The following is a 14,537-nucleotide window of genomic DNA, read 5'->3' as shown; positions in this document are numbered from 1 at the left end:
ATCATCAAAGGGCCCATCGACCAAAGTAGCCAACATCGGCTTTTGGGGTGATGGGAATTTCATTTTGGCTGCACTTTTTAACTGGACTTTTATATCCGTTTGATTGCTGTGCCATACCCGATCGCTACTCTTCTCCACCTGGGCAATGGTTTTATTGGAAATCACGGATTTATCTTCTTTAGTGATGTCCTTCACCGATGCATAATCGTCATTATGCTTGATCAGCAGCCAGCTGTTTTCCGCCATTCCATGGGTTTTCACCAGGGCGAATTCGCCTTGTAACTTTTCACCGTGGAGCTTAAATTTCAACGAGCCAGCAGCCAGCTGCTGGAGTAAAAACTTCTCCCGGGCCTTTTTCCCTTTAATTTTTTCTATAGGTTCGTAAGTACCCTGATCCCATACAATGACTGTTCCCCCGCCATACTCCCCTTTTGGAATCAATCCTTCAAAATTCCGGTAATCAAAGGGATGATCTTCTACCATCATGGCCAGACGTTTGGTCTTTGGGTCTGTAGAAGGGCCCTTGGGAACCGCCCAGCTTTTCAGTACACCATCCATTTCCAGCCTGAAATCATAATGAAGCCGGCTGGCATCATGTTTCTGAATCACAAATAAAAGCTTTTCCTTGTCCTTACTTTTTCCTGATTCAGGCTCTTTTGTTTTACTAAAATCGCGCTTGGCGCTATATTTTTCCAGACTCATATCCCTGTAGGTTTGACTGCAGGGTTAACAATCCAAAAAATGATATGGTTTAGAATTTAATAAAAAGCAGGTTATTAAGCCCTTAAACCATTACTTCACTAGGCAAAATTCCGAAGTAACGTTTAAAAGCTTCTGTTAAATGGCTCTGATGGTTAAATCCAACCGCCGCCGCCACCTGGCCTATACTTTTCCGTTCCTCCAGGATCAACCTCCTTGCTTCCTCCATTCTTAAACGGGTCACATAACCATAAATGGTCGTTCCATAATACTCTTTAAAACCTTTTTTTAACTTAAATTCATTCAGCGTAACCTGTTTGGACAACTCAATGATGGTTGGCGGATATTGGTAGGTAGCATCCAGGATATCCCGGGCACGTTCAATTTTTTTGAGGTCATCCTGCTTGATCAGGTATTTGTCCACTTCTGTTCCCGATTGCATCTGTTCGAGCTGCAGCATCAGCAGTTCCAGTATCTTGGCCTCCGTATGCAGTCTTTTCAACTCGCCTGTTCTTTTACATTCACAAATATCATTGATCACCCTCTTCATTTCCGATGTAACAGAGAGGTCTTTGGCAGCAAAAGAACTGTATTTTCCTTTAAGGATTTCCTTTACAAACTCAGAATGCAACAGGGAGTGCTGATCTATCAAATGAAAATAATATTGTTTGGACATCACCAGCAAAAAATATTTATACTCCAGTTCAGGCATCACTGGATACTTCCCCTTTAAAGAGGGAATATATCGGATGTTGTGCCGGCTGCCCGTTCTTCTGTTGTTTTTGGGGGCATTTTTTTCCATAGATGAATAAGATCCGTAAAAAATAAACTGGGAAGTAATGGCTTCACCCTCTACTTCAGAAATGATCTTAACGTGTTCATTAAACTGCATGGTAGAATGGACCAGGAATAAACCACCGGCACTGAGCTGATAGTTAACCAGCTTTTCTGCTGGCAGGCTTTTAATATTAACCTGTTTCTCGGACAAAGGCGTATGAGCCACGTAGAGTTCCGGAATTTCTTCTATAAAAAGCCATTCATCTGATCCTTCTATTTTCGATTTGATCTTCATCTTTAATTTTATTTGCGCATCAGCTGATAAACTTCATTCATATAAATAGCCTCATCTATCGCAATTTTAAATTCTTCAAACTCGTCTTCGGCAAAAGCGAAGCAGATGTCATGATTGGGCGTATTCAACACAATGCGCTCTTCTCCATTAGGAAAGGGCAAGCTGTTGTCTTCAAAAGGCAAGCTGTTCACAACTTCTCTAAACAAGAGAAAAGCCTCTTCTGTAAAATTCAGCAATAAATTATTATGCCATAAGTAATATACACCACAGCCAGTGCAGCTGCTCAGTACCGTGTTTCCCCTGGTGCTTAATACCCTTGTCTTACACATATCATTCTGTTTTTATAAGTTTCATTTCCTGTTTGAGCATACCGGAAAAAGAGGGACTATGACCAGACAGTCTTTGTCCGCCAGACCTTAATTCATATTTTTGTTCAACAACACGGATTTGCCGGCTGCTCAGCCCCGATTCTGTTTCTCCGATATCCTGTAAAGCGGCCCGCAGGCAGGATTCCTGCTGGTCTCCGAAGTTATACCTCACGTCATCCTCCGCAGTAACGTCAGGAATAAAGCCATCAAAATAATCACTGTTTCCCTGTGCATTTTTGATCAGAAAGCCTGCTGTAAACAGGTTGTACTGATCTATTCTGATGCCAAAAAAACCAACTGGCTTTCCATAGGTCTGACTACCGATCAGTCTGACTTTAAAATAAGGTTTTAAAATATTGATCAGCATTTCACTTGCGGAGGCCGTTTCATTGCCAATTAAAAAATAGATATTCTGAATGGTCTGCAGACTTCCAGCCTTACTAAAGTGATAGGTATTTCCTGCTGTAGAAAAGTCTACATCCGCATAAGTTGCCCTTCGCCCATTTAAATAGACCGCTTGTCCGTTTCCATCAAAATAGAGTTGGTTTTTCAAAAGGGTAGCTTTTCCCTGTTGCATCAAACTGTTGTATTGTTCGGTGCACATTACCTTATTATTCAGTGCACCTGTAGCCAGTAAATTGGCCAGATACCTGGCTGTTTCCACATAGCCTCCATGGTTGTAACGAAGATCTATGACCATCGTTTCTATATGCCCCCCGGCAAAATCAGTAAAGACTCTGTTTAATCCCTCCTTTGAATTACTGAGCCGCGTAAACTGCCCATAGGCAAAATAAGCAACAGGCTTGTTTTCTACCTGAAGTATTTGTGCTTCTAAAACCGGATCACTATGGTAAGAAGCCTTTTGAAGCTTAACTATTAAAGGTATTTCCCTTTGCCTGAGCAGGTCCAGCGTCAAAGAAGCTCCATCCAAACCATGGAGTAATGTTGCAGAAGAAGCCAATGTTCCATTCACAAATCTCACCTCATCTCCTCTTTTTACACCAGCCATATCGGCTGGAGAATTGGGATACACCAGTCTCACATAGAATTCCGCTCCAAACGAAGCGAACTCCAGCCCGAAATCATCACCATTCCCCTCTGTATCCAGGCTTGCAACAAAGCCTCTGTTCCCTGTATACGGGTTAATAAAAGAATATTTGGGTACACCTGGCAAAGCACCTTTTTCAAATGGAAAACCAGTTGCATCATTGATCTTATACTGACTAATTGCGTATAAAGCCGCTTTGAAATTCTCAAGGTCCGTTGCCGCATTTGTAAACCGCCGTGGATTAAATATGGAGTAATCGGGCAAAGCATCATTCCATAAATAGGTTTGTCTGGCATATAAGTAAATGGAGTCGAGCGTAAAGGCCGTTCTGTTACCTGTTGTTGGTGAAACCGGAAGTTCAGTTTCTATAACAGAAGTCTTCTTACAGGCAAATACCCCTGTAAGAAGCAATAAAAAGAGACCTTTATGCCGAGCCTTCACCATCTTCCTTTAAATCCTGACTTCCTCAAAAACTTCTGCAAAGCGGCTAAAAGTTTCATTAGCTGCATGAACGGCCAGTTTTTCCTGCTCTGCAGTTGTGGCCTGCTCATTTAAAACCGCTACAAAACTCCCCCATTTTTGACCAGTTGCTTCTCCATAACCAGAGAAAAAAGATACACCTTTAGTAATTCCACCTTTTTCGAGCATTTTCACAATGATGCTTCCACCCATGATAGAACCTTCCATCACATATAAAGCGCCAAGAGCCTGTAAATGATTTGTAATTTCCGGAAGGTTTATCGTTACAGGACCATTGATCTGACCACCAAGTTCTTCTATATCCCTTTTCAGGTAAGAAGAATTTCGCCTGTCTTTGTAATCCGGCAGCAACTCTTCCGTAATATAAGGTGCAATGGCTTGCTCTACCTGGCTGAAATAGGTATAAAAGTGATTCAGGAAATCAGCATAATCTTCGTTGCTCCTGATGGCCTTTAGTTTTTGTACGACTTGTTTTTCTAAACTTAAATGCGATTCTTTTGTCGCTTCCTTGATGGTTGTACTTAGCATATCTTTTAATTTATTGTTTATAGACTAAACTGGGATTGATATAAATTATTATTCTGTAATGATAATGGGAGAAATTGATCTTGGAGAATAAACCGCACCGCTTGTACCCGTTGCAGTATGATCATAATAAACTAAAGGCAGATAAAACTCGCCTGTAGAATGTTCTGTTGGTATATCAACCAGGAGCCCCTGGCCATCGGCTGAAACACTGACAATGTCTAATAGATTAGCACCATCCAAAGAAATCAGGGTAATCGTATTGCCGGAAAGATTACGGAATGGTAAAGTAACTCTCGTACCTCTTTTGGCTCTTATCGGCTGGGCACTGGCATTGAAGATATATGGAGGTGCAAAATCTACTTTATCAATCGTAATAAAATCTGTTTTACTGGTGATAGACTTACCGCCAGTCACAATTTTTAGTTTGTATTTACCTGGACCGGGAAGACGAGTTTGATCGTAGGTATCTACAAAAAGGTTTAACGCTGTTCTTCCAAGGTCAACAATCATCAGCCTTATTTCCTGACCACTTCCATCCACCAGATAAGCTTTTGTTTTTTCCAGATCGGGAATAAGGTAGTTTACTTTCCCATTTAAGTTGATCTGGTCGTATTGATGAGTAGTTAATGGGCTTTCATCGTTCAGTTGAGGTGGGGCCTGATTGTTGACTACCTTTAGTTTGTACACCAATGAAGTCCCGTTCTGTGCAGTTACCGTATAACTCAGGCCGTCTTTAAGCGCTACTTTTTTGCCTGATGCAGGAGAAATCCTGGCCCGTTCCGAAACTTCTATTACAGGTGATATAGAATCAGGGACGCTGGTATTTCCAGGCCAGTACAGCGTCAGGGTTTGTTGATCTACCGCTACACTTAGTTTATTTCCGTTACCATCTGGCACGGTGAATGACTTGATATCTGCAAAAGGATAGTCTATTTCATGGGTAGTTTTCTTACAGGATGACCAGAACAGGCCTGCTGTTAACATGACCGGGAGCGCTATGGTTGTTATTCGTTTCATTTCAGACATAATTAGGGCAATACAGTAATCTTAACAGGATATTTTAAACTAGCCGTTTTACCATAGAATCTAACTTTTACAGTATAAATTCCAGATTCCAGGCCTGGAACAGAGGTATAGGAAAGCAGGTAATCCAGGCGGAGCGCAGTGGCCGATAATTTTGCACCACGATTGTTATCAATAACATACGTTTTTTGGTTCTGATCCGTCAAGGTAATTTTCAGGAGCTGCCGGTCAAGTTCTGCATTCCCTGAAGGAATATCTCCTGACCAGTTGACGGTCAGATAATCATTTTTAAATTTATGATCAAAGGTGAGTTCAGTCAGATCGGTTGCACTGGCACTGATCTCCTCCAGTTTGAAATCACCTTGCTGAACTTCAATGATCAGTTTATAGGTTGCCTTGCTGCCATCCTTTCCTGTTACAGTATATTCTACCGTTTTTCCCTGATCAAAAACATCCAGTAAATTCTCTACAAGTACGCCACTTGCCGGATTAATACTGGCCCCTTCGGAGACCTTAATTGCAGGCTGCAGTACAGTTAAATACAAATAATAGGGCAAATACAGTTTAATGGTTTTTTCCGTATCATTCACCACCCCTACCAGCGGATCTCCCGATACATTTGTAACCTGGTAAGACAGGATCCTGTTTTGCGCCTGAGCCGGCGGTTCAATCGTTTCCGTTTTTTTACAAGAGACTACCAGAATACTTATAACCAGGCTGAATGCGATTTTTAGTAATTGTTTAAATTTCATTTATATTGACATTTATAGTATTCATAACTGCCGGAAATGTTAATTCCCGGCAGTTGATGCTGTTCAATCAAATAATTATGTATTTATAGAATGCTTACAACAATCTTTGGTAGTCAAGACTGTAGAAAGGATAATTGGTCGCATACGGTGTGCCTGCGGGCGTAGCGTTGTAGTAAATGCTGTTGATCCTTACTTTATAATTTGCACCGCCTGTTGTTTTTGAAATCAATATAATGGTACGGTTAGGCACAGCAGTAACTTGGTGATTACTGATCACATAATTGTACCATCCAATTGTAGTTCCGGTGTTGTATCCGATCACTCCGCCGGTTAATGCGGTTTTTGACGTAGATCCGCTAACGGATCCAAAGGCCACATCAGCATAATAAAGATCAAACTTGGCACTGTTCACTACAAAATCACCGGTTGCTGAACCCTGGAATTTAAAATCATAAGTACTTGAATTTCCTCCATCGCTGTTCACAATGCTATAATAATAAGTACTGGCTTTTGAAGCCCATTTCGTCGTATCCGTTAAATCAGCAACGGTTCCCTGGTGGAAATTACGCACATTATATACGCCCGATACCAAAGCTATCGTTCCTTTTGTAGTAGCCTCTGTAAAAGCAGTTGGTGTACTGGTAACAGGCGAAACGGCAAGACCATTAGCTGTACTAAGCTTTGTATCAGCTGGTGCAGTAGAATTTTCTTTTTTACATGAAGCAAGGACACTTAATGTCACAACGGCAATTGCCAGGGTTTTGATGTTAAAATTTTTCATTTTTAATGGATTTTCGCCACCTTTGCTCATTGTCAGCAAATTGGCTGGTAAATAAAATTTGTTTAGTGCAGGAAATAGATAAGCCTATGCCACCGCTGATTTGCGATTGAGGTGAGCTGTAGTATCATTTATTTTCTGCATTTGTTGTTTGTAGGATGATATAATTATTTAATTGAACACGATTTATGGGAACCTTTATTTGATGTTAAGGTCCTTTGAACCATTTTTCTGAATGGCAAATTTAAAATTGATAAAACCCGGCTTATTACTCCTGGTCGGATTTTCCGGAGCATCTTTGTACAAACTGTAAATCACTACTTTGGCATAATTTCCTTTTGCTGTACGAACCAATATTGGACGAGGCAGCGCATAAGCAACATGTTGTTTGGTATCGCCAGGTGCATCAGGAAACAATTCGCCATAGAAATCATACCAGGCCCAACCGTCTTCACTTCCCTGGAAATGATCCAGTTGTACAAAACCATTGGTTAAATACTGGTCATCGCTCACTGCTGTAGTCACAGCATTAAAAGCCTGATCAAAAAGACTTCTTGGCGGAATGCTTTTGATTTTCTTATTGGTCTTGTCATAATATTGTGCATCTATCACCTCATTTTGAACCAGATACAATCCACCCTTACCAGGCCCACCGTAACCAACAGAATACTGTGCAGAACCATTATTTGCAGATAAACTACTGTTATAAGTGCCCAGAAAAGCAATATCCCAGTTCGCCGTTTGCCGCTCAGCTTCAGGAACAATTCTGTTGGTCTCCAGGCTATAATAGAATGTCTTTGCTGTACTGTTTCCATTGGTAGCCGTATCCAGGCTAACATTAACAACCGTATAAACACCTGTCGTCACTTCTTTAGCGGGCTCCTCTTTTCCCGGTTTTTCTTCCGGTGCAGCCTCACTCCCTTTTGAGCAACTCAAGATCAGTAAAGGGAGCCCAAGTGTCAGGTATACTAATTTGTTTGTTTTCAATTTCATATATGATCAGATTATTCGTTCGTTTTTAAATTTCTGCTGCCATCTTCCTGTACAAAATACCGGAAGGTAAAATAGGGGGCCGGCCAGTGCAGGTCAGAGACTACTGCCGGATTTCCCTTGTAAATATTCAGCAATTCCAGTTTAGCGTATTTGCCTTCTGCAGTGAGCAATATGAAGGTTCTGTTCTTTACCGGGATGGAAATATGCGTCTTCAGATCGTAGAAGTACCAGCCTGCATTATAAGGCTGTGGATATTTATCCCAACCCACAAAACTGAGGTTGTTTCTTTTCATCTCTTCTGCAGAAGGAGCTTCTTCTACCAGTTTATAAGGTAAGTTTACAGACACGATCATCCCTTTTCCAGGCCCCCCATATCCAGGGCTTTTCCTGTCCGTTCCACTGTTGATCACCACCATAGAATTATAGACCCCTGTAAAACCAATGTCCCATTTCAGCGTTCTCGCATTTTCCACCGTATCGGTTATTTTCTCCTTCCTTTTAAAATTAAAATACCAGTCTTTAAAAGGCCGTTTCACCTTTCCATCAATTCCATCTGCCATAGATGCACCGATATCACCTTCCAGGTCATTGATTACAGTACTCTTTCCATCCTCCAGATCTGGCCGGTCTTCTTTTTTAGTGCAGGCAGTAAAAATGCTACCCAGCACCATTATTGCAGCTATCAGCGTTGTATTTCTCATGACCTGTCTAGTGATTTATCTGTTATATTTTTAAAAAACCTCCAGCTCAGCCCCAGTACAATTGCCCTGCCCTGTTGCGCTGGCATCAGCTGATCTTTGTAGTCCATGATATTATCTACCGAAACCTGCAACTGAAGATGTTTTTGATAAAGCGTTTTCTGTACAGCTCCGCTCAGCAGGAAGAATGAGCGGACGAAAGTATCATACGGGTCCAGAAAATTATTTGCCCTGTTGGCTTCCATAAATCCGTATTTACTCCTGTAATTCACTCTGAAAGATCCTGACCAGCCCGTTTTCTCTTCAGCGAAAGTGAATTTAATATTGGCCATATGCCTGGATCTGTTGTTCATTCCTATGTAATCCTTCCGGGTAGATCTTCTCATATCATACAAAGCCGGATCATAGACCAGGGCATAAGGTCCCGTACCCGCTTTAATGGAGTCAACCACTCCTTTATCTACTGCATACAACAGCTGATAACCAGCCGATATGTTCAAAGATTTACTGAGGGTCCAGTTTAATCCGATCTCTGTACCCGCCATATAGGCCCTGGCAATATTCATATAGGAATACACCTGCTGGCCGTTTGCTTTCAGGGCCACCTGTTCAGAATTGATAAAATTTCTGAGGTCATTGTAAAACACATTCACATCCAGTTTAACTGAACCCAAAGGAGAATACGTAAAACCTCCGCTATAAGAAACCGAACGCTCCGGCTTCAGATTTCCGATCTGCCTGGCAATAGGAAAAACATTGGTTATCTGTCCTGCATCTTTAAGAATCTGAATCTCCCGCCAGAATTCTTCGGCACCAAGCACAGTATAACCTGTCTGAACATTGGTGAATACCAGATAGAGCTGCTGGAAATTAGGTGTTTTAAAGCCTGTACCTACTGCGGCTTTCAGCACCAGGTTCTTCATCGCCTGATAACGCAACCCTGCACTTGGATTTAACTTTGCACCATATTTATCATGATCATCATAACGGGCTCCTCCAATAAATGAAAGCCTCCCGGACAGTTTCCAGTCTACCTGGCCATAAGTAAAGTAATTGGCCATACTCTTCGAACCCCGATACGCATTATTGTCTAACAATTCGTAAGCGCCACCCGCCCCCGCAGTCAGTTCTATACCAGGCGATAATACCCGGGCACCCTGCACTTCGAAACGGTGCAGATATTGTTCAAACTGATTACCAGGAATCAAACTTCCACTGTTCAAGTCTGTAATGCTCTGATTGGTCTGGTAACGGGTAAGATAATATTGAGTTTTTAGTTTTGTACCGTCATTAAAGTTCGTATGGAGCGCAACTGAACCATTCAGGTCATACTCGTCAAGCACATCCTTGCTCGGCATTACACCATAGGAAACTTCATTTACCGAATGTCTGGCAACATAACGTCCGTTAAAATTTAAACTGCTTTTATCTGTCAGCAGATACCGGCCGCGGCCCTGTAAAGCATAGCTATCAAAAGGAGGTGCCGTTTTACCTTCTTTCAGGTAGGGATTAGAATTAAAACCGTCGGTCCGGTAATAATTACCAGAAAAATAAGCAGAACCTCTTTTACCAGCAAAGGGCGTCTCCCCTTCCAGTGTTGCGTCGATCATATTAAAACTACCATAGCGTAAAGCCGCCATTCCCTGAGGCTCGGTAATATTTTTACGGGTAACAATATTAATGACCCCGGCAAGGGCCTCACTACCAAACAAACAGGAAGAAGCCCCTTTAATGATCTCTATTTTTTCAATATTTGATACGGTAATTCTGGACAGATCGAAATTTCCGTTATTCCGGCCAACCATAGGCTGCCCGTCAATCATAATCATGGTATAACCACTGTCAAAACCCTGCATCTGTAGGCCAACAGCCCTGCTTCCTGAACCAATATCACTTACAATGGCCAGACCAGTCTGTTCTTTAAGCACTTCGTCCAGTCTTCTGCTGCCCATCATTTCTATTTCTTTCCGGGTAATGATCTGACTCGGCATGGCTGTCTTCATCATGTCAATTAAATTATCCGGATTATGATGTACCCCTGCAATCTCCACTTCGTCCAGTGCCTTATTGCCCGCCTTTAACTTGATCGTTACTGATTTATTTTTTCCGGCTTCGACTTCTATTTCCTCTCTGTGGCCTTCATATCCGATTGCAGTCACCGTAAGTGTATAGGTACCCGCATATAAATGCTCCAGGGTAAACTTTCCTTTCGCATCACTAAGCGCCCGTTTATGATCAGGGTCTACCGTAACAGCAATACCCTGCAAAGGAACTCCCGCCTCATTAATAATGATCCCGCTGAGTTTGCCCTTCACTTCCGCGGCACAGAGTGGATGTGACACAAAAGCAAACAACAACAACAATCGATAATTTATAGGGATGAAACTAAGCATTAATACAGTTATTTTTAATCAGTCTAAATAAGACTACAAATATGATTACATTTGTCAATAATCAAGCAACGCCAGCGGGATTTTTTTTAACTATTTCGGGATTACATTAACGGATTCGGGATTAATCGAGTGTAAAACAGAAGCTAAAACAAAAAAATCCTGGAAACAGAAAACAAATTAAACAACTGTAAACAAGCTAATTAAACATAAAAACAATGATAAAAAACCGCTCTATATCAGATTTTTCAACAGTTATACCGATCACGATAATGCTTCAAAAATTATTTGGAATCATTTTAATTAAGACTTCCTTTGCATATGAATTCATTGTAAAATCTCTTAAAATGACTAAAATTTCTCTTCTGTTTTTCCTGATGACTCTTGGAATTCCGGCCATAGCTCAGCCTCCAAAACGGATCATCACTTTAAGTGGGGCACTTACTGAAACGGTTGATGCATTGGGCTCAGGCGCAAAAATTGCAGCCGTGGATGTGACCAGCACCTATCCTGCTTATATCAATAGATTACCAAGGGTAAGCCAAACCAGAAGTGTTTCTGCCGAATCCTTGCTTTCCTTTTCCCCAGACCTTATTCTTGCCCCCGAAGGTGCCATCAACAAGGCAACTGAATTTCAATTAAAATCTGCAGGAATCAACGTGATCACTATAGTCCAGGAATATTCTGCTAAAGGAGCAACAAAATTCATACGTCAGGTTTCCTCTGCGATCGGGGCCCAAACTAAAGGAGAAGAATTAGCTGCACAAACAGAACAGAACCTGAACAAAGCATTAGACATGGTAAAGAAAAATCCAAAAAAACCAAAGGTACTGTTCATATATGCCCGGGGCACGGGCGTAATGATGGTTGCCGGAAAGGACACCAGTATGGATGCAATCATCAGACTGGCTGGTGGCAGAAATGCAGCACAAGGCCTTTCTAAATTCAAACCTTATACGACAGAGGCACTGATCAATGCAAATCCAGATCTTATCCTCCTTTTTGACTTCGGATATAAAAGTTTAGGAGGCATGAACAGCATCCTGAAGATGCCAGGGGTAGGTTTGACCAATGCAGGAAAAAACAAGCGAATTGTAGAAATGGATGGAGAATTGCTGGTCAATTTTTCCTCCCGTTTAGCTCAGGCCATTACCCAGTTAAACAGCAAATGGTAAGAAAAAGACTGTTCTTATATATTTTCCTGGTTGCAGCACTTTTTATTGCAGCTGCTTTTTCCATGAGTCTTGGAGCAGTAAAGATCCCGGTAAAGGAAGTTTTCCTGATCATTGGTCAGAAAGCGGGCTTATTTACGCAGCATACCGTCTCTGCAAGATTTGAAGGTGTAATTCATATTGTCCGTATTCCCAGAGTACTCTTGGGTTTGCTGGTGGGTGCAGCCCTTGGAATTTCAGGTACAGCCATCCAGGGGATTTTCAGAAACCCGCTTGCTGAACCCAGTTTGATTGGTATATCTGCAGGTGCATCCCTTATGGCTGTCATCATTATCGTTATGGAAATTTCCCTGTTTGCAGGGCTCAGCAATTTACTGGGTTATTACCTGCTCGCTTTTGGTGCTTTTGCAGGTGCAGGCCTTGCAGCACTTCTTGTTTATCAAATTTCAAGAACAGAGGGAAAATCAAATGTGGCCACCATGCTTCTGGCAGGTATTGCCATCAATGCGCTGGCTGGTGCACTCACAGGATTGATTACTTTCGCTGCAGATGACCAGCAATTGAGGAACATTACATTCTGGATGCTGGGTAGTCTGGCGGGCGCGACCTGGGAAACAGTCGTATCCATCTTACCCTTTATCCTCCTTCCTCTTTTGCTTTTACCCCGCATGGGCAAAGCACTCAATACCTTTGCCCTGGGTGAGGTTCAGGCCAGTCAGCTCGGTTTAAAAGTCAATTCTGTAAAACGCGGCATTGTGATCCTGGCTACGATGGCAGTGGGTGCCTCTGTCGCCGTTTCAGGCATCATTGGATTTGTCGGTTTACTCGTTCCGCATACGATAAGGCTTGTCATCGGCGTTGATCATAAACATGTATTGCCCGCATCAGCACTACTGGGCGCATTGATGTTAACCCTTGCAGATGTATTGTGCAGAACACTGATTGCTCCCGCAGAACTTCCAATTGGAGTAATTACGGCACTGTTGGGTACACCTTTGTTTCTGTACATATTAATTAAAGATAAAAAGAAACTCACCTTATAAAATGCTGACTGCAGAAACCATAACCTACCAAATTGGCAGAAGAACCTTACTAAAAGACATTTCTTTCAGTGTCCGCCCGGGAGAGCTGCTGGTCATACTGGGAGCCAACGGTGCTGGAAAATCAACTTTACTTCGAAACCTGAGTGGAGAGCTGAAACCGCTGAAAGGAACCATTCAGCTAAAAGGTAAAAGGATCAGCAGTTATTCTACTAAAGAACTGGCCATGTTGAGGGCAGTAATGAACCAGCAAAACATTGTCAGCCTGCCTTTTTCAGTAGCAGAAATTGTGATGATGGGCCGTTATCCGCATTATAAAAATCACCCTGCAGAGAAAGACCTTCAGATTGTTGAAGAAGTTACCCATCTCACAGGCATTTCCGATATGGCGGATCGATCTTATCCAACACTTTCCGGAGGAGAACAACAAAGGGTGCAACTGGCACGTGTACTTGCCCAGGTATGGGATATCCCGAACGCCCTTCTGCTCATGGATGAACCTGTAGCAAGCTTAGACATTCAATATCAGCAACAAACGCTTGCCATTGCAAAAGACCTCGCCAAAAAGGGATTCATGGTCATCAGTGTGCTGCACGACATCAATCTGGCCGCACAATATGCAGACCGGATCCTCATGCTTAAAAATGGCAGAAAATGGTACGACGGAAGTGCTGCTGAAGTTTTAACAGCCAAGAATCTTTACGAGATCTTCGAAATAGATTCAGATGTATATACCAATCCACGGACGCTCAAACACTTTTTTATTCCCAAAGATGTACACCTTAATTCTATACCATGACAACAAATGAAACCTCCTCCCGGGAAAAAAGACACCCTCTATTCAAATGGATAAAAAAAATAGGTTTATGGGGCTTTCTCTTCTTTCTTTTGAAAGGGCTTATATGGCTTATTCTCGGCTATTGGGTGATTAAATAAAGCCTTATAAGAATTTCTTCTTATAAGGCTTTACAACGAGCAAAATACCAGTCAATTATTCTGCGATCAGCAGCAGACCTTTTCCTTTTTCAATCTTTACCGGCTGTCCTGAAATGTAACTTGCAGCATGCTGGAATTTATCAATTTCCGGAGCACGGAGTTTAACCTTTGCCGGATCAATTCCAAGCTTGGCCCAGTCTACCTGTAAGTTTACCTCCAGATCCCTGTCTGCCCAGCTAGCCAGGGCAATCATAGACTTCCCTTTATTTTTATAAACAGTCGCCAGTACACCAGACTCCCCCGTCTTTACCGGACAATTGTCGCTCCAGTAGCCAATCATCTCAGATCCCTTCAAACCAAAATCACTCCAGGCTTTCCAAAGTGGTTTAGGATCACTTCCCTCAGACCATCCCAGCCTGCTGGTCATCCCATAGATCATTCCCCTCCATGGATTTCCATCATCCTGAAGCATCTCTCCCATCAGACCAAAAGGAATTCCGCTGACTTCGGTTAAAAAGAAATCAGGATTGTTTTTTTGATAGTCGAAATATTCTCCAAAC

15 protein-coding genes are annotated in these 14,537 nt (G+C 42.2%); 3 read left to right on the top strand and 12 right to left on the bottom strand.

All coding sequences use genetic code 11. The features are described 5' to 3' along the window. From VNZ46_RS20580 to VNZ46_RS20530, 11 genes are all read right to left on the bottom strand, one after another. The coding region (locus VNZ46_RS20580; protein ID WP_325562125.1) for a DNA polymerase ligase N-terminal domain-containing protein at window positions 1-702 on the bottom strand (702 nt) is incomplete at its 3' end. An 82-nt stretch (window positions 703-784) separates the two neighbouring features. Then, window positions 785-1,771, bottom strand: coding sequence for an AraC family transcriptional regulator (locus VNZ46_RS20575; RefSeq protein ID WP_325562124.1), 987 nt, complete (start codon window positions 1,769-1,771; stop codon window positions 785-787). 8 nt (window positions 1,772-1,779) lie between these two features. Continuing rightward, entirely contained in the window at window positions 1,780-2,100 is a 321-nt protein-coding gene (locus VNZ46_RS20570; protein ID WP_325562123.1) for a DUF6686 family protein, read from the bottom strand. A 1-nt stretch (window position 2,101) separates the two neighbouring features. Then, a complete protein-coding gene (locus tag VNZ46_RS20565; RefSeq protein WP_325562122.1) occupies window positions 2,102-3,631 on the bottom strand; it encodes a S41 family peptidase in 1,530 nt (509 codons plus the stop codon). Between the two features lie 6 nt (window positions 3,632-3,637). After that, window positions 3,638-4,195 (bottom strand): biliverdin-producing heme oxygenase, encoded by a 558-nt coding sequence (locus VNZ46_RS20560; RefSeq protein ID WP_325562120.1) that lies wholly within the window; start codon window positions 4,193-4,195, stop codon window positions 3,638-3,640. A gap of 48 nt (window positions 4,196-4,243) precedes the next feature. Continuing rightward, window positions 4,244-5,212: a hypothetical protein gene (locus VNZ46_RS20555; protein ID WP_325562118.1), complete on the bottom strand. Its 969-nt coding sequence runs from the start codon at window positions 5,210-5,212 to the stop codon at window positions 4,244-4,246. 11 nt (window positions 5,213-5,223) lie between these two features. Further along, complete coding sequence (locus tag VNZ46_RS20550; protein WP_325562116.1) at window positions 5,224-5,970, bottom strand: hypothetical protein; 747 nt, start codon at window positions 5,968-5,970, stop codon at window positions 5,224-5,226. 94 nt (window positions 5,971-6,064) lie between these two features. Continuing rightward, a complete protein-coding gene (locus tag VNZ46_RS20545) occupies window positions 6,065-6,781 on the bottom strand; it encodes a hypothetical protein (protein ID WP_325562114.1) in 717 nt (238 codons plus the stop codon). A 165-nt stretch (window positions 6,782-6,946) separates the two neighbouring features. Beyond that, on the bottom strand, window positions 6,947-7,741 hold the full coding sequence (locus VNZ46_RS20540; RefSeq protein WP_325562113.1) for an HmuY family protein: 795 nt from the start codon (window positions 7,739-7,741) through the stop codon (window positions 6,947-6,949). Window positions 7,742-7,752: 11 nt separating this feature from the next. Further along, entirely contained in the window at window positions 7,753-8,442 is a 690-nt protein-coding gene (locus tag VNZ46_RS20535) for an HmuY family protein (protein WP_325562111.1), read from the bottom strand. After that, window positions 8,439-10,832, bottom strand: coding sequence for a TonB-dependent receptor (locus VNZ46_RS20530; protein WP_325562109.1), 2,394 nt, complete (start codon window positions 10,830-10,832; stop codon window positions 8,439-8,441). The genes VNZ46_RS20535 and VNZ46_RS20530 overlap by 4 nt, the downstream gene beginning before the upstream one ends. A 344-nt stretch (window positions 10,833-11,176) precedes the next feature. On the opposite strand from VNZ46_RS20530, the gene VNZ46_RS20525 reads away from it, so the two are divergent. Genes VNZ46_RS20525 through VNZ46_RS20515 form a run of 3 tightly spaced genes read left to right on the top strand, consistent with a single transcriptional unit; the run spans window position 11,177 to window position 13,840 of the window. Beyond that, window positions 11,177-12,004 (top strand): helical backbone metal receptor, encoded by an 828-nt coding sequence (locus tag VNZ46_RS20525; protein ID WP_325562107.1) that lies wholly within the window; start codon window positions 11,177-11,179, stop codon window positions 12,002-12,004. After that, window positions 11,998-13,044: an iron ABC transporter permease gene (locus VNZ46_RS20520; protein WP_325562105.1), complete on the top strand. Its 1,047-nt coding sequence runs from the start codon at window positions 11,998-12,000 to the stop codon at window positions 13,042-13,044. The genes VNZ46_RS20525 and VNZ46_RS20520 overlap by 7 nt, the downstream gene beginning before the upstream one ends. Beyond that, window positions 13,022-13,840 (top strand): heme ABC transporter ATP-binding protein, encoded by an 819-nt coding sequence (locus VNZ46_RS20515; RefSeq protein ID WP_414693517.1) that lies wholly within the window; start codon window positions 13,022-13,024, stop codon window positions 13,838-13,840. The genes VNZ46_RS20520 and VNZ46_RS20515 overlap by 23 nt, the downstream gene beginning before the upstream one ends. A 192-nt stretch (window positions 13,841-14,032) precedes the next feature. Here VNZ46_RS20515 and VNZ46_RS20510 read toward each other — a convergent pair. Next, window positions 14,033-14,537, bottom strand: a 505-nt coding sequence (locus VNZ46_RS20510) for a glycoside hydrolase domain-containing protein (protein WP_325562101.1), incomplete at its 5' end; no start/stop codon positions are given.

The sequence above is a fragment of the Pedobacter sp. genome (genome assembly GCF_035566355.1).
Taxonomy (GTDB): Bacteria; Bacteroidota; Bacteroidia; order Sphingobacteriales; family Sphingobacteriaceae; genus Pedobacter.
The sequence above is the reverse complement of the archived record's forward strand: the minus strand, read 5'-3'. Positions and strand labels throughout refer to the sequence as shown.

What these genes read in the sequence shown, in the direction of transcription:
- VNZ46_RS20525 (WP_325562107.1), top strand. Translation starts at nt 11,177, where the DNA reads ATGACTAAAATTTCTCTTCTGTTTTTCCTGATGACTCTTGGAATTCCG.
- VNZ46_RS20520 (WP_325562105.1), top strand. Translation starts at nt 11,998, where the DNA reads ATGGTAAGAAAAAGACTGTTCTTATATATTTTCCTGGTTGCAGCACTT.
- VNZ46_RS20570 (WP_325562123.1), bottom strand. Translation starts at nt 2,100, where the DNA reads ATGTGTAAGACAAGGGTATTAAGCACCAGGGGAAACACGGTACTGAGC.
- VNZ46_RS20530 (WP_325562109.1), bottom strand. Translation starts at nt 10,832, where the DNA reads ATGCTTAGTTTCATCCCTATAAATTATCGATTGTTGTTGTTGTTTGCT.
- VNZ46_RS20540 (WP_325562113.1), bottom strand. Translation starts at nt 7,741, where the DNA reads ATGAAATTGAAAACAAACAAATTAGTATACCTGACACTTGGGCTCCCT.
- VNZ46_RS20565 (WP_325562122.1), bottom strand. Translation starts at nt 3,631, where the DNA reads ATGGTGAAGGCTCGGCATAAAGGTCTCTTTTTATTGCTTCTTACAGGG.
- VNZ46_RS20550 (WP_325562116.1), bottom strand. Translation starts at nt 5,970, where the DNA reads ATGAAATTTAAACAATTACTAAAAATCGCATTCAGCCTGGTTATAAGT.
- VNZ46_RS20535 (WP_325562111.1), bottom strand. Translation starts at nt 8,442, where the DNA reads ATGAGAAATACAACGCTGATAGCTGCAATAATGGTGCTGGGTAGCATT.
- VNZ46_RS20555 (WP_325562118.1), bottom strand. Translation starts at nt 5,212, where the DNA reads ATGAAACGAATAACAACCATAGCGCTCCCGGTCATGTTAACAGCAGGC.
- VNZ46_RS20560 (WP_325562120.1), bottom strand. Translation starts at nt 4,195, where the DNA reads ATGCTAAGTACAACCATCAAGGAAGCGACAAAAGAATCGCATTTAAGT.
- VNZ46_RS20545 (WP_325562114.1), bottom strand. Translation starts at nt 6,781, where the DNA reads ATGAGCAAAGGTGGCGAAAATCCATTAAAAATGAAAAATTTTAACATC.
- VNZ46_RS20575 (WP_325562124.1), bottom strand. Translation starts at nt 1,771, where the DNA reads ATGAAGATCAAATCGAAAATAGAAGGATCAGATGAATGGCTTTTTATA.